Source organism: Herbiconiux liangxiaofengii (assembly GCF_041927335.1).
GTDB classification, from domain to species: Bacteria; Actinomycetota; Actinomycetes; order Actinomycetales; family Microbacteriaceae; genus Herbiconiux; species Herbiconiux liangxiaofengii.
Genome location: NZ_JBHFHD010000016.1, coordinates 1 through 16,773, shown reverse-complemented (window position 1 = coordinate 16,773; position 16,773 = coordinate 1). Strand labels below are relative to the sequence as shown.

Sequence of the window (16,773 nt, the reverse complement as noted above, 5' to 3'; positions counted from 1 at the left end):
CATTCTCCCGTGTCGGCGCACCCCCGCCAAACCAACGGCGAGGGCTAATAGAGTGGACGAATGTCCTCTCCGACCCCCAACCCCCTCGACCTCCCCGACGCCGATCCGTTCGCCATCGCCCGCGAGGCCGCGGCGCAGATCGCCGAGCTGACCGGCGTGCCCTCGCACGACGTCGCCCTCATCCTCGGCAGCGGCTGGGGCAAGGCCGCCGACCTGATCGGCGAGACGGTCGCGAACATCCCCGCCACCGACGTGGTGGGCTTCGGCATGCCGGCCGTCCCCGGGCACGTGGGCACCCTGCGATCGGTGCGGCTGCCGAACGGCAAGCACGCCCTCGTGATCGGTGCGCGCACCCACTACTACGAGAACCACGGCGTGCGCCGGGTGGTGCACAGCGTGCGCGCCGCCGCCGCCACGGGAGCGAAGACCATGGTGCTCACCAACGGTGCCGGCGGCATCAAGGAGAGCTGGACGCCGGGAACCCCCGTGCTCATCAGCGACCACATCAACCTCACGGCCGACTCGCCGCTCGAGGGGGCCACCTTCGTCGACCTCACCGACCTGTACTCCAGCCGCCTGCGCGACGTCGCCCGCTCGGTCGACCCGGGCCTGGATGACGGCGTCTACGTGCAGTTCCGCGGCCCGCACTACGAGACCCCGGCCGAGGTGCAGATGGCGAAGGCCATCGGCGGCCACATCGTGGGCATGTCCACCGCTCTCGAGGCCATCGCGGCCCGGGAGGCCGGCATGGAGATCCTGGGCTTCTCGCTCATCACGAACCTCGCCGCCGGCATCCAGAAGACCCCGCTCAGCCACGCCGAGGTGATCGAGGCGGGCAAGAACGCCGAGGCCGCCATCGGCGACCTGCTCGCCCGGGTGGTCACCGCGCTGTGAGCGGCCTCCACGACGCGGCCCCTAGCGCCGCCGACGGCACCGACGGGGCCGACGGCACCGATCCGGATGCCCTGAACGACGTCGAGGTGCTCGTCGAGCAGGCCGTGGCCTGGCTCAACCAAGACCCCGACCCCGAGACCCACCACGAGCTGCACATGCTGCTCCGCCGGGTGGGTGCGAGCCATCCCGATGCCGTGGCCGATCTGCGGGCGCGGTTCGGCTCCCGGCTGGCGTTCGGCACCGCTGGGCTCCGCGGCGAGCTGGCCGCGGGCCCGAACCGCATGAACCGGGTGCTCGTGGGCCAGGCGGCCGCAGGGCTCGCGGCCTTCCTGCTCGAGCGCGCGCATCCGGATGCCCCGCCCTCGATCGTGATCGGCTACGACGGCCGCAAGAACTCGCAGGTGTTCGCACGCGACACCGCCGAGATCATGGCGGGCGCCGGGGTGCGCGCCGTGCTGCTGCCGCGCCTGCTGCCCACGCCCCTCGTGGCCTTCGCGGTGCGCGCGCTCGGCGTCTCGGCCGGAGTGATGGTCACGGCCTCGCACAACCCGCCCCGCGACAACGGCTACAAGGTCTACCTCGGCGACGCCGACGAGGGGTCGCAGATCGTCGCGCCTTCCGACGCCGAGATCGCCGCCCACATCCTGCGCGTGGCCGAGACGCAGAGCGTGCTCGAGTTGCCGCGCTCCGACGACTACGAGCTCGCCGACGAGTCGCTCGTGACGGAGTACGTGCGGGCCACGGCCGCCGTGGCGGGCGACCGTTCCGACCGCGCGCCGCTCACAGTGGCGTACACGGCGATGCACGGGGTGGGCTGGGAGACCTTCTCCCGCGTGCTCGAGGCGGCCGGTTTCACCGCGCCGGCGCTCGTCGCGGCCCAGATCGAGCCGGATGCCGCCTTCCCGACGGTGGCGTTCCCGAACCCCGAGGAGCCGGGCGCCCTCGATCTCGCGTTCGAGACGGCCCGGGCTGCGGGCGCCGATCTCGTGATCGCGAACGACCCCGACGCCGACCGCCTGGCCGTCGCCATCCCCGACCCTGCGTCGGAGACCGGCTACCGGGCACTCACCGGCAACGAGGTGGGCATGCTGCTCGGCTGGCGCGCGGCCGAGGCTGCCGCGCAGGCCGGTGTCGACGGCGCTCTGGCCTGTTCGATCGTCTCCTCCCCCGCGCTCGGCGCGGTCGCCCGGGCCTACGGCCTGCGCTTCGCCGAGACGCTCACCGGCTTCAAGTGGGTCTCCCGCACCCCCGGGCTGCTGTTCGGCTACGAGGAGGCCCTCGGCTACCTGGTGAACCCGGGCACCGTGCGCGACAAAGACGGCATCTCGGCCGCGATCGCCTTCCTCGACCTCGCCACGTCGCTGGCCGCCTCGGGCCGCTCCGTCGCTCAGCACCTCGACGCGTTCAGCGAGCGCTTCGGTCACTACGGCTCGGCCCAGATCTCGCTGCGGGTCACCGACCTCTCGCAGATCGACCGGGTCATGTCCCGGCTCCGCGCCGACCCGCCCGACCACATCGGCGGGCTGCCCGTGCGCTCGATCGACGACCTCAGCCGGGGCGTCGACGGCGTGCCGCCGAGCGACGTGCTGCGTCTCAACCTCGACGGCGCGCGCGTGATGGTGCGGCCGAGCGGCACCGAGCCGAAACTCAAGATCTACCTCGACGCCTGGAGCGAGCAGGGCGGGGTGGCCGAACGGCGCGACGCCGTGGTCGAACTGCTGCAGCGGCTCGAGGGCGGCATGCGCGACCGCATCTCCTGACCCGCGTCCGCTGAAACACGGCGAACGGATGACGCCGGCCCCGACCCGTTGTCGGCCGGGCCCGCGTCATCCGTCGCATGCGCTTCGGAGGTCGGGCACGTAGGTTCGAAGCATGACGACCATTGCCGACACCCTCGTCGAGATCCTTCACGATGCCGGAGCCGAGCGGGTCTACGGGCTTCCCGGAGACTCGCTCAACGGCTTCACGGACGCGATCCGCCGCAGCAAGGGCGCGCTCGCCTGGGCGCACGTGCGGCACGAGGAGGCCGCCGCCTTCGCGGCGTCGGCCGAGGGGGCGCTCACCGGCGAGCTGGCGGTCTGCGCCGGCAGCTGCGGGCCCGGCAACCTGCACCTGATCAACGGCCTCTACGACGCCAATCGCAGCCGGGTGCCCGTGCTCGCCATCGCCGCGCACATCCCGGCCTCCGAGATCGGCACCGGTTACTTCCAGGAGACCCACCCGCAAGACCTCTTCCGCGAGTGCAGCGTCTACAGCGAGATGGTGAGCGTGCCCGAGCAGCTCCCCCGCGTGCTGGAGATCGCGATGCGCACCGCCATCGAGAAGCGGGGCGTCGCCGTGGTCGTCATCCCGGGCGAGCTGTTCCTGCAGCAGAGCGAGGGCCGGGAGAAGTCGGCGCCCATCACCCGGGCGCTCACGGTGAGCCGGCCGGCGGATTCCGAGCTCGCGAAGGCGGCCGGCATCCTGAACGGCGCGAAGAAGGTCACCATCCTCGGCGGGGCCGGGGTCGAGGGCTCGCACGACGAGGTGGTGGCTCTCGCGGAGCGGCTGCAGGCGCCGATCGTGCACGCCCTGCGCGGCAAGGAGTTCCTGGAGTACGACAACCCCTACGACGTGGGCATGACGGGGCTGCTCGGCTTCTCGTCGGGGTATCGGGCCATGGAGAGCTGCGACGTGCTGCTCATGCTGGGCACCGACTTCCCGTACCCGCAGTTCTTCCCGTCGAAGGCCACCATCATCCAGCTCGACCTCCGCGGCGAGCAGCTCGGCAAGCGCACCCCCATCGATCTGGGTCTCGTGGGCGACGTGGGTGACACCGTTCGGGCGCTGCTGCCGTTGCTCGACGAGTCCTCTGCCCGCAGCAGCCAGCACCTCGAGGGCTCCCTGGCGCACTATGCCAAGACCAGGAAGGGTCTCGACGAGCTGGCCGACAACGACCGCAACCGCGCCCCCATCCATCCGCAGTACCTCGCCCGTCTCATCAGCGAGCTGGCCAGCGACGATGCCGTGTTCATTCCGGATGTCGGTTCACCGGTGGTGTGGGCGGCCCGCTACCTGCGGATGAACGGCCGTCGCCGCCTGATCGGCTCGTTCAGCCACGGCAGCATGGCCAACGCCCTGCCCCAGGCCATCGGGGCGCAGTCGGCGTTCCCGGAGCGGCAGGTGGTGGCGCTCTCGGGCGACGGCGGGCTCGCGATGCTCTTCGGCGAACTGCTCACTGTTCGCCAGAGCAAGCTTCCGGTGAAGATCGTGGTGTTCAACAACTCCTCGCTCAACTTCGTGGAGGTCGAGATGAAGGCGGCCGGCTTCGTCAACTACGGCACCGACCTCGACAACCCCGACTTCGCGGCCGTGGCCGAGTCGATGGGCATCTTCGGCCGCCGGGTCGAGAAACCCGACGACCTCGAGGGTGCGCTGCAGGAGGCCTTCGCCCACGACGGCCCGGCGCTGATCGACGTCGTCACGGCGCGTCAGGAACTGTCGATCCCACCCACCATCTCGGTGCAGCAGGCCAAGGGCTTCGGGCTCTACGCCATCCGCACCATCATGTCGGGGCGGGGCGACGAACTCGTCGACCTGGCCGACACCAACGTGTTCCGGCGCCTGTTCAGCTGAGCCTCAGCCGACGGCCACCTCGAGCTTGGCAGTGATCTCGTCGAGGTCGAAGTAGTTCTGAATCACCACGACGTCGGCGTTGGTGCGGCCGATCGCCGACACCAGCTCGGGCGAGGTGAGGATGACCTGGGCGTCGGCGGCGGCCGCGGCGATGCCCGCGACATCCGACGCCGTCACCTCGGCCTCGATGTCGAGCCGGCCGAGAGCGCGCACGGCATTCACGCGCAGGATCTCGGAGGTGCCGATGCCCGCGCCGCAGAGGGCGATGATCTTCACCTGATCAGGATAGGCCAGGCCGCGAGGCCGCCGCGAGCAGCCGGCGCACGGCGCCCGGATCGGTGGCCGAGGCGAGCGCCGGGATCACGGTCTCGTCGTTGAACAGGTTCGCCAGGGCGGCGACGGAGGCCACGTGCTCGTCGGCCTCGGTGGCGGCGATGCCGATCACCACCGACACCGGGTCGTTGTGGGCGTGCCCGAAGTGCACGGGCTCGGCGAGGGTCACGATCACCAGGCCGGGCGCGTGCACGTCGGGCCCGGGCCGCGCGTGCGTCATCGCGAGCCCGGGGGCGATCACGATGTAGGGGCCGTACTCCTGGATCATGGCGATCATCCGGTCGCCGTACGAGGCGTCGGCTGCTCCGATGGCGGTCAGTGCCGCAGCGCTCGCCCGAACGGCCCCCTGCCAGTCGTCCACTGACTGCTGCAGCGAGATGGCCGCCTCCGGCAGCTTGTCGAGCGGGGGCATCTGGTACGTCATCGCCCGTTCATTCTGCCAGCCCGCGCCCCGCCCAACCGGTGAGTTGGCTGCACCCGGGGCTACGGCGACCACTTGACTCCGCCGCGTGCCGGCGAACAGACTCGGCACGCACGAAAGGCAGGCAACCATGATCGTGAACTGGAAGATCGAACTCGTCTTCATCCCTGTGTCCGATGTCGACCGGGCCAAGGCCTTCTACGTCGACAGGGTGGGCTTCATTGCCGACCACGACGCGTCACCGGCCGAGAACATCCGCTTCGTGCAGCTCACCCCGCCCGGTTCGGCGTGCTCGATCGCGTTCGGCACGGGCATCACCGATATGCCGCCGGGGTCGCAGAAGGGTCTCCAAGTGGTGGTTCCGGATGCCGACGAGGCCCGGTCGCACCTCGAACAGAACGGGGTGACGTGCAGCCAGGTGGTCGATGAGGGCTGGGGCCGGTTCGTCTACTTCGCAGACCCCGACGGCAACACGTGGGCGCTGCAGCAGCTGCCCGACCGACCGGCCGCCTGATCGCCCGGGCCCGGAGGCCCCTTCCGGGCCCAGAGCCCTCCTGGCCTAGAGCGCCTCGAAGCCCTCGGAGATGGCGTCGGCGAGGTCCTCACGGTCCTCCACCGGCAGGAAGGCGGCCGCGGCGGCGTTGAGCTGGAAGACCTCGTGGTCGGCGAGCTCGTAGTCGAACGCGTCGGTGAGCAGGGCGAGCTCGCGGCTGATGGTGGTGTTGCTCATCAATCGGTTGTCGGTGTTCACCGTCGTCTGGAAGCCCAGCTGGTAGAGCAGGTCGAACGGGTGGTCGGCGATGTCGTCGCCCCAGGCCGCGATCGCGCCGGTCTGCAGGTTCGACGAGGGCGAGAGCTCGAGGGTGATCTCGCGGTCCTTCACCCACTGCGCCAGGAGACCGAGCGTCACGTAGGTCGCCTCGTCGTCCTGCCGCTCCACCGCGATGTCCTCCGCGATGCGCACGCCGTGGCCCAGGCGCAGCGCCCGGCCGTCGAAGAGCGCGCCCCGGATGCTCTCCAGCCCGTCCGCCTCGCCGGCGTGAACGGTGACCGGCACGTAGTTCTTCGCCAGGTAGTCGAAGGCGGCGAGCTGGTTCCTCGCTGGGTAGCCGGCCTCGGCTCCGGCGATGTCGAAGCCCACCACACCGCGGTCACGGTGCCGCACGGCCAGCTCGGCGATCTCGAGGCCGTCGCCGGCGTGACGCATGGCGCTCAGCAGCTGGCCGATCCGGATGCCGCGGCCGCTCTGTCGCACGTCGTCGCTGCCGAGCTCGAGCCCCTCCTGAACGGCTTCCACGACCTCGTCGAGGCTGAGCCCCTTCGTGAGATGCTGCCCGGGCGCCCAGCGTACCTCGCCGTAGAGCACGCCGTCGGCGGCGAGGTCGTTCACGTACTCCCGCGCCACGCGGGTGAGACCTTCACGGGTCTGCATCACGGCGATGGTGAGGTCGAAGGTGGCGATGTAGTCGGTCAGCGAGCCGGAGTCGGCCGTGTCCTCGAACCAGTCGCCGAGGTCGATCGGGTCGGTCGAGGGCAGCTCGAGGCCGATCTCGTCGGCGAGCTCGATGATGGTCGCGGGTCGGAGCCCGCCGTCGAGGTGGTCGTGCAGCGACACCTTCGGCAGGCGGTTGAAGCTGATGGTTGATCCGGGAACGAGGTATTCCTCCGGTGCGCTGGTCATGGCACCAGCTTAGGTGCCGGACCTCACCGCCGCGGGGCCGGAACCGAGCCCCGCCCCGCGCAGATCACACCGTCACGGAGACCGTGCGCCCGAGCTCCGCGATCGCCTCCTCGTTGCGCCGGTAGTGCGACCACTGCCCCACCCGGGTGCAGGTCACGAGCCCTGCCCGCTGCAACGTGGCCATGAACTGGGATGCGGTCGACTGCGACACCCCGGCGCGCGCCTGGATGTGCTTCAAGCACACCCCCACCTCCGCCGCCGGTCGGTCCTGCGGCGGAAACGACTCCGGTTCCCGCAGCCACCCCAGAATGGCGAGCCGCGTCGGATGCCCGAGCGCCTTGAACGCCGCCACCAGGTCCGGCTCTGTCTGGTCTGCCATGTCCGAAGTCTATCGCAACATCGCGATTTACCGATGATGTGCTAGACAGTACATCGGTAATTCACGATGCAAGGAGAGACATGACCCTCGAGACGATCAAGACGACCACCCCGGCGCGACCTCGGAAGACGGCGATGGTGATCGGTGCGCACGGCGTCATCGGCGGCAACCTGATCGATCATCTCGAGCGACTCGGAGACTGGTCGATCATCGGCGTCTCGCGCCGCGGCGGCTCCGACCGGGGAGCGGTCCGACACCTCGGCGTCGATCTCCTCGACCCGGCCGCCACCGTCGACGCGCTGCAGCCGCACACCGACGTCACCCACGTCTTCTACGCCGCCTACCAGCACCGCGCCACCTGGGCCGAACTGGTGCAGCCGAACCTCGCGATGCTCTCGAACGTCGTCGACGCCATCGCATCGGCACCCACGCTCGAACACATCAGCCTGATGCAGGGCTACAAGGTCTACGGCGCGCACCTCGGCCCGTTCGCCACGCCGGCGAAGGAGTCCGACCCGCCGCACATGCCGCCCGAGTTCAATGTCGACCAGCAGCAGCTGCTCGAGCGCCGGGCGGCCGGCGCCGCCTGGTCGTGGTCGGCCCTGCGCCCCTCGGTGGTGGCCGGAGTGGGGCTCGGCAACCCGATGAACCTCGCTCTGGTGATCGCCGTCTACGCCTCCATCAGCAAGGAGCTGGGGGTCCCGTTCCGTTTCCCCGGCGCACCGGGGGCCTACGACAGCCTGATCGAGATGACGGATGCCGACCTGCTCGCGAAGGCCACCGTCTGGGCCGCCACCGATCCGGGCGGTCGAGGCGAGGCGTTCAACATCACCAACGGCGACATGTTCCGCTGGTCGTCGATGTGGCCGAGGATCGCGGCGTTCTTCGACCTGGAGGTCGCGCCCCCGTTGCCGTTGCAGCTCACCGAGGTGATGGCCGACAAGGAGGCACTCTGGAACAGGATGACCGAACGGCACGGCCTCATCCGCACGCCCTACTCCGACGTGTCGTCGTGGGAGTTCGGCGACTTCGTGTTCGGTTGGGACTACGACGTCATAGCCGACACCTCGAAGTCGCGGCGGGCCGGCTTCCACGAGTACGTCGAGACCGAGGAGATGTTCCTGCGCATCTTCCGCGACCTCCGCGAGCGGCGCCTCATCCCCGCCTGAGCGCAGGCCGGCGCGGCTAAGCTGTGCGAGCCGCGCCCGCGGGGGCGCGTGCGGCACGAGGAGAGCACCATGACCACGCACCCCGGCACCCCGGGCGAACCAGGCGAACAGCCGGGCCGAACGGATGCGGCCCCCGTGCCCGCCTCATCACCCGCCACGGCCGGCGTGCCCACCGAGGCTCCGGCTCCTTCCCCCTCAGGCCGCCGGCGGCCCCGACCGTGGCTCGTCGCCCTCCTCGTAGCCCTGCTCGCCCTGCTCCTGGCCGCGGGGTTCTACGCCTGGACGGTGCTCGCCGACAACCGCTCGGTGGAGGCGCGCACCGACTACGCCACGGCCCTGGAGGCCCACGACGACGCCTCGGCCGCCCTCAAGGCACGCCTGCGCTCGGCGCACTCCACACTCGTGCGCACCCGGTCCGTGGTGTCCACCGCGGAGTTCGCGGCCGATCCCCTCCCCGAGTCTGAGCCCCTGCAGTCCCGCACCACCGAGCTGGGCGACCTCGAGACCGAGGCCGAGAGCCAGAACACCGACGACGACTGGGCCGCCCCCGCCTCCGCCGACGGCTGGCGCCCACCCTGGGACGTGACCGCCGAGGCCGACTCGATCGCGCGCATCGCCGACGACATCACCGCCTCGACGGCCGCTCTCACCGACCTCACCGACCGCACCGCCACCGCCGACGACGCCCTCGGCGACGCTTCCGACGCCTACTTCACCGCCGTCGCCGCCGAAGCCCGCACCACCATCGCGAACAACACCCTCGCCACCAAACGCTCCACGGTGGCCCTGACCCGCCTGGTCGAGCAGGCCGACGACCTCACCCAGCCCGCCGCGCACACCGGCCCGCTGCTCGTCGAGCTCGTGGCGGCCGAGCGCGACGTCGAGGCCTCCCAGCAGACCATCGCCGCCCAGCTCGCCGACCCGGCGTGGGCGGTGCGCAACGAGATCGAGGCCTACGCCCGCTCCATCAGCCACGGGATCACGCTCGACTTCGACTGGTCGCCTGAGGTCAGCGGCAAGGGCGAGGGCTGGTACTCCGGCACCGCCCAGACCTTCGACTCCGACGGCGGCTGGGCCATCATCTCCCTCAACTACCCGGTCGAGGACGACTGGTACTCCGACCCCAATCCCCGGGCGCTCGTGACCCACGAGGTGGGCCACACCCAGATCTACCGCCCGAACTGCCAGCCGCTGTTCTCGGGCCCGGTGTTCGCGAACGACCAGGAGGCCTGGGCCACCGCCTGGGCCATCGCCCAGGGCTTCGACCTTCCGGGTTCGGGAATCGAGGCCTACGGGCGCCCCACCGACGAGCAGATCGCCACCGCCGCCGAGTGCGACTGACGGCGGCACGGCCGGGCCCCGCCTGGCCTGGCCTGAGAGCCCCTAGAGCCCCAGGCTCGCCGAGATCTCGGCCGCCGCCCGCCCGGCCGCCTCCCGCACCCGCTCCGCGCTCACCGCGCTGAAACTCGTCGCCACATACGGCACGGTCAGCGCCGCCACGGCCCCGCCCGACGCCCCGAGAATCGGGAACACCACATCCGTGATCGACGGCTGCAGCGCATCCGCCCGCTCGAGATGACCGCGATTCCGGATGTCGGCCAGCACGTCACCGGCATCGCCCACCACCACGCCTCCCGAACCCCCGCTGCCGACCCCGGTGCCGTCGAAGGCACTCAGCACCGCGCCCGTGGCCGTGTCCTCCACTGAGAACGTGGCCCCCACCCGCACCCGGAACCCGAAGTCCCCCGGCGACTCCGCCTGGGCCACCACCCGCACGCGATCGACGTCCAGCACGCTGAGGTTGCACGACTGCCCGGTCTCGTCGGCGAGCCGCCGCATCGGCCCGAGCGCCGCCGTGGTCAGCGCCCGCAGCGGCTCCTGACGGTGCGCCAGATCGAACAGCCGGAGCGACAGCGAGTACAGCGCGGTCTGCCGATCGCGGAAGAGGTAGCCCCGTCGTTCGAGCGTGCTGAGCACCCGGAAGATCTGGCTGGGCGAGCGTTCCACGGCGGCCGCGATCTCCACCTGACTCATCCCGTCGCGCCGGCCGGAGAGCACCTCGAGGATGTCGAGGGCCTTGTCCAGCGCCGGCACCGCGTACTCGGGCCCGCTGCCCTTCTCGGGGTCCGCCCCACTCATGCGGCCGTCACTCCGAGGCGTGCATCGCCGCGAGCATGCGCCGCGCGATGGTGCGGTCGATGTCGTCGGGAACCGGCTGCGCGCCGGCGACGAGCCCCGCCGCATCCGTCGCCACCCGCTCGAGCGAGAGGGTCTGCAGCAAGAACCCGAGGTCCATCGACTCGAGCGAGTTGCCCTTGGGCTCCTTGCCCGCGAGGTTGAACATCCGCCCTCCGGCGAGCAGCACCACGTGCCGCCCGTTCGGCAGGTCGATGCGCTCGACCGCGTCGATGATCTCCCGGCTCTGCACCGCCTCGGCGCGCAGAGCGGCCACGTCGATCTCCCACGGGAAGTGACCGCAGTTGGCCAGAACCGCGCCGTCCTGCATCAGCGAGATCGCGTCGAGGGTGAGCACGTCGGGGTGCCCGGTGGCGGTGATGAACACGTCGCCCCAGGATGCGAGCGACAGCGCGTCGGACACCCGGAAGCCGTCGAGTGCGGCTTCGAAGGCCTTCAGCTCGTCCACCTCCACCACGGCCACCTTGCCGCCGAGCGCGCGCAGGTAGTGCGCCACCCCGCGCCCGCACCAGCCGTAGCCGAACACCACGAACCGCCGGCCGGGCACCATCAGGTTGGTGATGCGCATGAAGCTCTCCACCACCGACTGGCCCACGGCGTGCTTGTTCTCGCCGATGGCCTTGAGCAGGCTGTCGTTGATCACGATCACCGGGAAGGGCACCTGTCCGGCCAGCTCTCCGCGGAGCCGGTCGCCGCCCGAGGTGGTCTCCTCCGTGCCGCCGAGGATTGAGGCGGTGCGGCCCCGAGCCACGATCCCGGCCGCGAGGTCGCCGCCGTTGTCCAGCAGCATGTCGGGCTCGGCGTCGAGCACCCGCTGCACGTTCGCGTGGTGTTCCTCGAGGGTGTCGTCGCGGCGGCCGAACAGGGTCGGCCCGAGCGTGTTGAGGTAGGCCACCACGTCGTCCTGGGTCGACCCGTGGTTGCCGGTGCCCACGATCTCGGCTCCGCCGGCGGCCAGCGTCTCCAGCAGCACCGCCGTCTTGGGCTCGATGTGCAGCGACATCCCGATCCGTCGGCCCTCGAACGGCCGGGTTCGCGCGAGGTCTTCCCTGGCCTGGGCGAGCAACGGCATCCGCGACCGGATCCACTCCACCCGGGCGGCGCCGCTGGCGGCCAGGGCGCGGGTGGGGTCGTCTGCTCGGGCATCCATCGGGGCATCAGTCATGGCGCGAGTATTGCACAGATGAACGCGTGTTTCATATATGATCACAGAACCGGTCGGGCTCGATCCGCATCCTGCCCGACGTGCATCCCACCCGACCTCTGGAGACCCGTGCCGAAGAAGATCATCCTGGACTGCGACCCCGGCCACGACGACGCCATCGCCCTCCTCCTCGCGCACGGCAGCCCCGAGATCGAGCTGCTCGCGGTCACCACGGTGGTCGGCAACCAGACGCTCGAGAAGGTCACACGCAATGCTCTCTCGGTCGCCCGCGTGGCGGGTATCACGGGCGTCCCGTTCGCAGCCGGATGCGCCCGGCCGCTGGTGCGGTCGGTCGAGGTCGCACCCGACATCCACGGCGAGTCGGGCCTCGACGGCCCCGTGCTGCCCGAGCCCGAGATCGAGGTCGACGGCCGGCACGCCGTCGACCTCATCATCGACACGATCATGGCGCACGAGCCCGGCACGGTCACCCTGGTGCCCACGGGCGGCCTCACGAACATCGCCCTCGCCGCACGCAAGGAGCCGCGCATCGTGCCCCGCGTCAAGGAGGTCGTGCTGATGGGCGGCGGCTACCACGTCGGCAACTGGAGCGCGACGAGCGAGTTCAACATCATCATCGATCCCGAGGCCGCACACATCGTGTTCAACGAGTCATGGCCGCTCACCATGGTGGGCCTCGACCTCACGCACCAGGCCTTGGCCACCCCCGAGGTCGTCGAGCGCATCCGCGCCATCGGCACCGGGCCCTCGCGGTTCGTCGAGGAGCTGCTGGAGTTCTTCGCCCACACCTACCTCGAGGCGCAGGGCTTCGTGCATCCGCCGGTCCACGACCCGTGCGCCGTGGCGCTCGTCATCGACCCCGCCGTCATGACCACCCGTCGCGTGCCACTCGACGTCGAGCTCTCCGGAACACTCACCCTCGGCATGACCGTCGCCGACTTCCGGGCACCGGCACCCGACGACTGCACCACCCACGTCGCGGTCGACCTCGACCACGAGCGCTTCTGGTCGCTCATCGTCGACGCCCTCGAACGCATCGGCGACCCCGCCTAGCCCCCTGGCCCCACCCCTTCGCCGAGTTGCGCCAAATCGCCCTCTTGCGGGCTCGCAAGGGGCGATTTGGCGCAACTCGGCGGCGGCCTAGGCTGTGGGCATGGTCGATCATGCGACGCCGAACCTGCCCTCCCGCGACTTCGAGGCCACCATCGCGTTCTACGGATCGTTCGGTTTCGAGCCGGCCTACAGCTACGTCGACTGGCTGATCCTCCGACGCGGAGAGCTCGAGCTGGAGTTCTTCCCCTTCCTGGAGCTCGTGCCCGCCGAGAGTTCCTTCATGTGCAGCCTGCGCGTCGACGACGTCGACGCCCTGTACGCGCACATCAGGGAGGCGGGAGTCGAGGAGAAGTCCACCGGATGCCCACGGCTGCATCCGGTGCGTGCCCAGCAGTGGGGCCGGCGAGCCGGGTTCCTCGTCGACCTCGACGGAACCCAGCTGCACCTGATCGAGAACGTCGACTAACCGCGCACGTCGTGCAGGTGATGCACGGGGTCGTGGATGAAATAGCGCGTGAGGGTGTCGACCGTGAACGTCGAGCCGTCCCCCCGGAATCCGGTGCGGTCCCACGCGTCGGCGGGCACCGCCTCGAGGGCCGAGGCCATCACCTCGGCTGCCGCCGTCAGCTCAGCCGACACCGTGGCCGGATCCTGCTCGTTGTAGCGCTCCGCGACGGCGGTCTCGTCCTGGTCCCAGTTGGCGAAGCGGGGTTCGTCCTGCTCCAGCATCAGCTGCAGCCGCACCGCGAAGATGCGGAACACGTCGCGCACGTGGGCGGCGTACTCCAGCGCAGACCACGTCTCGGCGTCCGGCCGCTCAGTCACGTCGGAACGCTCGAGTACCGCCGGCCACGCCGCGGCGTTCGCGCGCAGCAGTCCGGGCACCAGGTGTGCCGGAGTGGCGGAGGAGTCGAATCCGCATTCGGGGCACTCGCGCTCGAGCACCCAGGTCCAGTTCTTCGTGTCAGGAACGATCGCCATGGCTCGAGCCTAGGGCCGCCGGTACCGGCCGTTCCATGCCGTGGCGGTCACCCGCCACCGAGTTCCTGCCACATCGCGGGCGCGGGCGCATCCCACCGCCGTCGGCGCTGACGGCGACCGGCTCAGCTGTACAGCGCCGGGTCGACGTCGAGCGCGTGGATGGAGATACCCGAACCCCAGATCATCGCACATCCCGCTCGCAGCAGGTCTACGGCGGAGTCGCCCGGCTTGACCACGCGCACCCGGTTGCCGGCCACCCGCACCACGCTCGAGCCCACCTTGGTCTCACTGCCGTCCTTCGAGACGCGCGCCACCGGGTACGGCTCCGACAGCTGTCGGAGGTCGTCGAGGATGAAGTCAGGGCGGGAATCGGCCGGTGCCGCGAGCAACTGCTTCGCCCGGTCGATGCCGGTCAGCACATGGATGGCGCGCAGCCCCGCCCGCTTCGCTCCTAGGGTGTCGGTGTCGAGCCGGTCGCCGATGAACGCCGCGTTCGATGCCGCGAACCGATCGGCCGCCACCTCGAAGATCGTCGTCTCGGGCTTGCCGGCGACGACCGGCAGACGTCCCACAGCGGTGTGCACGGCCGACACGAGGGTGCCGTTGCCGGGAGCGATGCCACGGGCCACCGGAATGGTCCAGTCGGTGTTCGTGGCGACCCAGTGAACGGATGCGTCGTGCAGAGCGAAGGCGGCCTCGGCCAACTGCGTCCAGCCCACCTCGGGCGCGAACCCCTGCACCACGGCCGCAGGCGAGTCCTCAGCGGAACGGGTCGGCTCGAAACCGGCCTTCTCGACCTCTGACACGAGGCCCACGCCGCCCACCACGAGGATGCGCGAGCCGGGGTCCACCAATGTGCGCATGACGCGCATGGCGGCCTGGGGCGACGTCACCACGTCGTCGGCCTGCACGGCGAGCCCGAAGCTCGACAGGTGCTCAGCCACCTGCACGTCGGTACGCGAGGCATTGTTCGTGATGTAGCCCACCCGCAGGCCGTCGGCGGCCACCCGGTTCAGGGCGTCCACAGCGAACGGAATGGCGTCGGCGCCCTGGTAGACCACACCGTCGAGGTCGGCCAGAACGGCGTCGACCCCGTCGAGCGGATGCACGTGCTCAGTCTTCTTCGATGCGAACAGGCTCATCGTCGTCGCCTTCCTCGTCGAACACCTCGATCATGTCGTCACCATCGCCGCCACCGAGCGCGGATTCGGCCAACTCAGCCCGCCGACGCCAGTCTGCCGCCTCGGCATCGCGGCCGAGCTCGGTGAGCACCTCCGCATAAGCGTCGAACAGTGCCGGGCTGTAGGAGTAGGCGACGTCGGGGTTCAGCTGAGGGATCTCGAGCTCGCCGAGTGCCGCGTCCACCTGGCCGAGGTCGAGACGGGCGCCCGACATCGCGATGGCCACCGACACCTGGGCCGGAACCGACAGGGTCGAACGATCGACGGCGCGACCCTCTTCGAGGCCACGCTCAGGACGCCCCATGCCGCGCTCGCTGTCGATCATCAGAGCGAGCTGCTCGTTCGACCCGGAGATGCGCCGGTAGGTTCGCAGCTCCCGCAGGGCGAGAGCGAAGTCTCCCGTGCTGTAAGCCGTTATGGCGAGGGTCTCGCGCACCACGGCGATCCGGCCCGCTCGTCGAGCAGCTGAGACGGCGTGCTGGTGGGCGAGCTCGGGGTCGTCCTCGATGAGGCGGGCGGCCATCGCGAGATGGCGAGCCACCTCCTCCGCGTTCTCCTTGTTGAGCGTCTTGAGTTCCATCCGGGCGACCTTGTCGAGGTCGCGCGGGGTCACGTCGTCGGGGATGATCGGGTCGTCGTGACGAGGACGCACCATGCGCAGCTCGCGAGCCCGCAGTTCCTCCTCGGTCAGCTCCGGACGTTCGAACCGCGACGCACTCGAGTCACCGCGAGCCGGCTGCCCGTCCCGGGTCCACAGCCGCCGCTCCCCCGAGCCTCCACGGTCCGACCCCCCGCGCTGCGGACGATCGCCCCCGCGCTGCGGACGATCCCCGTACGACGGACGATCCCCACTACGCTGCGGACGATCCCCATACGACGGACGATCCCCACTACGCTGCGGACGATCCCCATACGACGGACGATCCCCACTACGCTGCGGACGATCCCCATACGACGGACGATCCCCACTACGCTGCGGACGATCCCCACTGCGCTGCGGGCGATCCCCATACGACGGACGATCCCCGCTTCGAGCAGGGCGATCCCCATTAGACGGACGATCGCCACTACGCTGCGGACGGTCCCCGTACGACGGACGGTCGCCACCCCGCGCGGGACGATCCCCGTAGGACGGACGGTCACCACCCCGCGCGGGACGGTCCCCGTACGACGGACGGTCGCCTCCACGCTGCGGACGATCCCCGTACGACGGACGATCCCCGCTACGCGGGCGGTCGCCGTCCCGCGACGGGCGATCAGCACCCCGTGCCGGACGATTACCGTACGACGGACGATCGCCACCTCGCTGCGGACGATCACCGGAGGGCCGCTCCCCGCGCTGCGGGCGATCACCTCGCGGAGCACCGCGGTCGGGCCGTGAACTACTGTCCCGGCGAGGCTCGAACGGCCTCTTGTCCGAGTTCGATCCAGCAGGGCGCGAACCGTGAGGGCGTCGCGCTCGATCGTCGGATCGACCCTTGTCGTCTTCGGGTTCGCTCACGTCAGATCCTCCTGCTGGGTCACTGTTCAAATATGTCGTGTTAAAGCGAAAGGGCCACCCGGAGGTGGCCCTTTCTAAAGTAAGTCCGGCGGTGTCCTACTCTCCCACAAGGTCCCCCTTGCAGTACCATCGGCGCTGAGAGTCTTAGCTTCCGGGTTCGGAATGTGACCGGGCGTTTCCCTCTCGCTATGGCCGCCGAAACAC

General features: G+C 70.3%; 18 protein-coding genes and 1 rRNA gene. 8 read left to right on the top strand and 11 right to left on the bottom strand.

All coding sequences use genetic code 11. From position 1 onward, the window contains the following. Positions 1–60 precede the first annotated feature (60 nt). The 3 genes from ACEXOR_RS16330 to poxB all read left to right on the top strand — a co-directional run bounded on the left by ACEXOR_RS16330 (position 61) and on the right by poxB (position 4,509). Positions 61–894: a purine-nucleoside phosphorylase gene (locus tag ACEXOR_RS16330; protein WP_374850794.1), complete on the top strand. Its 834-nt coding sequence runs from the start codon at positions 61–63 to the stop codon at positions 892–894. A 71-nt stretch (positions 895–965) separates the two neighbouring features. Then, positions 966–2,654: a phospho-sugar mutase gene (locus ACEXOR_RS16325; protein ID WP_374850923.1), complete on the top strand. Its 1,689-nt coding sequence runs from the start codon at positions 966–968 to the stop codon at positions 2,652–2,654. Positions 2,655–2,766: 112 nt separating this feature from the next. After that, complete coding sequence (gene poxB / locus ACEXOR_RS16320; RefSeq protein ID WP_374850793.1) at positions 2,767–4,509, top strand: ubiquinone-dependent pyruvate dehydrogenase; 1,743 nt, start codon at positions 2,767–2,769, stop codon at positions 4,507–4,509. Positions 4,510–4,512: 3 nt separating this feature from the next. Here the strand turns inward: poxB and ACEXOR_RS16315 are convergent, their stop codons facing one another. Together ACEXOR_RS16315 and ACEXOR_RS16310 are read right to left on the bottom strand one after the other, a co-directional pair. Further along, complete coding sequence (locus ACEXOR_RS16315) at positions 4,513–4,785, bottom strand: PTS sugar transporter subunit IIB (protein ID WP_374850792.1); 273 nt, start codon at positions 4,783–4,785, stop codon at positions 4,513–4,515. Between the two features lie 4 nt (positions 4,786–4,789). After that, entirely contained in the window at positions 4,790–5,266 is a 477-nt protein-coding gene (locus tag ACEXOR_RS16310) for a PTS sugar transporter subunit IIA (RefSeq protein ID WP_374850791.1), read from the bottom strand. 133 nt (positions 5,267–5,399) lie between these two features. Between ACEXOR_RS16310 and ACEXOR_RS16305 the strand changes: the two genes are divergently transcribed. After that, positions 5,400–5,777: a VOC family protein gene (locus tag ACEXOR_RS16305; protein ID WP_374850922.1), complete on the top strand. Its 378-nt coding sequence runs from the start codon at positions 5,400–5,402 to the stop codon at positions 5,775–5,777. Positions 5,778–5,822: 45 nt separating this feature from the next. Here ACEXOR_RS16305 and ACEXOR_RS16300 read toward each other — a convergent pair whose 3' ends face one another. After that, positions 5,823–6,944, bottom strand: a complete 1,122-nt coding sequence (locus ACEXOR_RS16300) for an adenosine deaminase (protein WP_374850790.1) — start codon at positions 6,942–6,944, stop codon at positions 5,823–5,825. A gap of 64 nt (positions 6,945–7,008) precedes the next feature. After that, positions 7,009–7,323 carry an ArsR/SmtB family transcription factor gene (locus ACEXOR_RS16295; RefSeq protein WP_374850789.1) on the bottom strand — a complete coding sequence of 105 codons (315 nt, stop codon included), beginning with the start codon at positions 7,321–7,323 and terminating at the stop codon, positions 7,009–7,011. A gap of 80 nt (positions 7,324–7,403) precedes the next feature. On the opposite strand from ACEXOR_RS16295, the gene ACEXOR_RS16290 reads away from it, so the two are divergent. Continuing rightward, the gene (locus ACEXOR_RS16290; protein WP_374850788.1) at positions 7,404–8,492 is read left to right on the top strand and encodes an SDR family oxidoreductase; all 1,089 of its coding nucleotides are present in this window, start codon (positions 7,404–7,406) and stop codon (positions 8,490–8,492) included. A 69-nt stretch (positions 8,493–8,561) separates the two neighbouring features. After that, positions 8,562–9,833 (top strand): hypothetical protein, encoded by a 1,272-nt coding sequence (locus ACEXOR_RS16285; protein ID WP_374850787.1) that lies wholly within the window; start codon positions 8,562–8,564, stop codon positions 9,831–9,833. A 42-nt stretch (positions 9,834–9,875) separates the two neighbouring features. Here ACEXOR_RS16285 and ACEXOR_RS16280 read toward each other — a convergent pair whose 3' ends face one another. Together ACEXOR_RS16280 and ACEXOR_RS16275 are read right to left on the bottom strand one after the other, a co-directional pair. Further along, positions 9,876–10,631 carry an IclR family transcriptional regulator gene (locus ACEXOR_RS16280; RefSeq protein WP_374850786.1) on the bottom strand — a complete coding sequence of 252 codons (756 nt, stop codon included), beginning with the start codon at positions 10,629–10,631 and terminating at the stop codon, positions 9,876–9,878. Positions 10,632–10,638: 7 nt separating this feature from the next. Beyond that, positions 10,639–11,853, bottom strand: coding sequence for an adenosylhomocysteinase (locus tag ACEXOR_RS16275; protein WP_374850785.1), 1,215 nt, complete (start codon positions 11,851–11,853; stop codon positions 10,639–10,641). Between the two features lie 84 nt (positions 11,854–11,937). On the opposite strand from ACEXOR_RS16275, the gene uriH reads away from it, so the two are divergent. Next, entirely contained in the window at positions 11,938–12,906 is a 969-nt protein-coding gene (gene uriH, locus ACEXOR_RS16270) for a uridine-preferring nucleoside hydrolase UriH (RefSeq protein WP_374850921.1), read from the top strand. 100 nt (positions 12,907–13,006) lie between these two features. Next, complete coding sequence (locus ACEXOR_RS16265; RefSeq protein WP_374850784.1) at positions 13,007–13,372, top strand: bleomycin resistance protein; 366 nt, start codon at positions 13,007–13,009, stop codon at positions 13,370–13,372. Here the strand turns inward: ACEXOR_RS16265 and ACEXOR_RS16260 are convergent. From ACEXOR_RS16260 to rrf, 5 genes are all read right to left on the bottom strand, one after another. Continuing rightward, positions 13,369–13,887 (bottom strand): DinB family protein, encoded by a 519-nt coding sequence (locus tag ACEXOR_RS16260; RefSeq protein ID WP_374850783.1) that lies wholly within the window; start codon positions 13,885–13,887, stop codon positions 13,369–13,371. The two genes, ACEXOR_RS16265 and ACEXOR_RS16260, sit on opposite strands and share 4 nt — an antisense overlap. 122 nt (positions 13,888–14,009) lie before the next feature. Beyond that, the gene (locus ACEXOR_RS16255; protein WP_374850782.1) at positions 14,010–15,029 is read right to left on the bottom strand and encodes an HAD-IIA family hydrolase; all 1,020 of its coding nucleotides are present in this window, start codon (positions 15,027–15,029) and stop codon (positions 14,010–14,012) included. Continuing rightward, positions 15,001–15,723 (bottom strand): tetratricopeptide repeat protein, encoded by a 723-nt coding sequence (locus ACEXOR_RS16250; protein WP_374850781.1) that lies wholly within the window; start codon positions 15,721–15,723, stop codon positions 15,001–15,003. Before ACEXOR_RS16250 ends, ACEXOR_RS16255 begins: the two co-directional genes overlap by 29 nt. 32 nt (positions 15,724–15,755) lie before the next feature. Beyond that, positions 15,756–16,388 (bottom strand): hypothetical protein, encoded by a 633-nt coding sequence (locus ACEXOR_RS16245; protein WP_374850780.1) that lies wholly within the window; start codon positions 16,386–16,388, stop codon positions 15,756–15,758. Between the two features lie 264 nt (positions 16,389–16,652). Next, a 5S ribosomal RNA gene (gene rrf / locus ACEXOR_RS16240) occupies positions 16,653–16,769 on the bottom strand. Positions 16,770–16,773 lie beyond the last annotated feature (4 nt).

Coding starts and splice junctions, on each gene's coding strand:
- ACEXOR_RS16330 (WP_374850794.1), top strand. CDS start 61: ATGTCCTCTCCGACCCCCAACCCCCTCGACCTCCCCGACGCCGATCCG.
- ACEXOR_RS16295 (WP_374850789.1), bottom strand. CDS start 7,323: ATGGCAGACCAGACAGAGCCGGACCTGGTGGCGGCGTTCAAGGCGCTC.
- ACEXOR_RS16310 (WP_374850791.1), bottom strand. CDS start 5,266: ATGACGTACCAGATGCCCCCGCTCGACAAGCTGCCGGAGGCGGCCATC.
- ACEXOR_RS16255 (WP_374850782.1), bottom strand. CDS start 15,029: ATGAGCCTGTTCGCATCGAAGAAGACTGAGCACGTGCATCCGCTCGAC.
- ACEXOR_RS16260 (WP_374850783.1), bottom strand. CDS start 13,887: ATGGCGATCGTTCCTGACACGAAGAACTGGACCTGGGTGCTCGAGCGC.
- poxB (WP_374850793.1), top strand. CDS start 2,767: ATGACGACCATTGCCGACACCCTCGTCGAGATCCTTCACGATGCCGGA.
- ACEXOR_RS16285 (WP_374850787.1), top strand. CDS start 8,562: ATGACCACGCACCCCGGCACCCCGGGCGAACCAGGCGAACAGCCGGGC.
- ACEXOR_RS16275 (WP_374850785.1), bottom strand. CDS start 11,853: ATGACTGATGCCCCGATGGATGCCCGAGCAGACGACCCCACCCGCGCC.
- ACEXOR_RS16265 (WP_374850784.1), top strand. CDS start 13,007: ATGGTCGATCATGCGACGCCGAACCTGCCCTCCCGCGACTTCGAGGCC.
- ACEXOR_RS16250 (WP_374850781.1), bottom strand. CDS start 15,723: ATGGTGCGTCCTCGTCACGACGACCCGATCATCCCCGACGACGTGACC.
- ACEXOR_RS16290 (WP_374850788.1), top strand. CDS start 7,404: ATGACCCTCGAGACGATCAAGACGACCACCCCGGCGCGACCTCGGAAG.
- ACEXOR_RS16280 (WP_374850786.1), bottom strand. CDS start 10,631: ATGAGTGGGGCGGACCCCGAGAAGGGCAGCGGGCCCGAGTACGCGGTG.
- ACEXOR_RS16300 (WP_374850790.1), bottom strand. CDS start 6,944: ATGACCAGCGCACCGGAGGAATACCTCGTTCCCGGATCAACCATCAGC.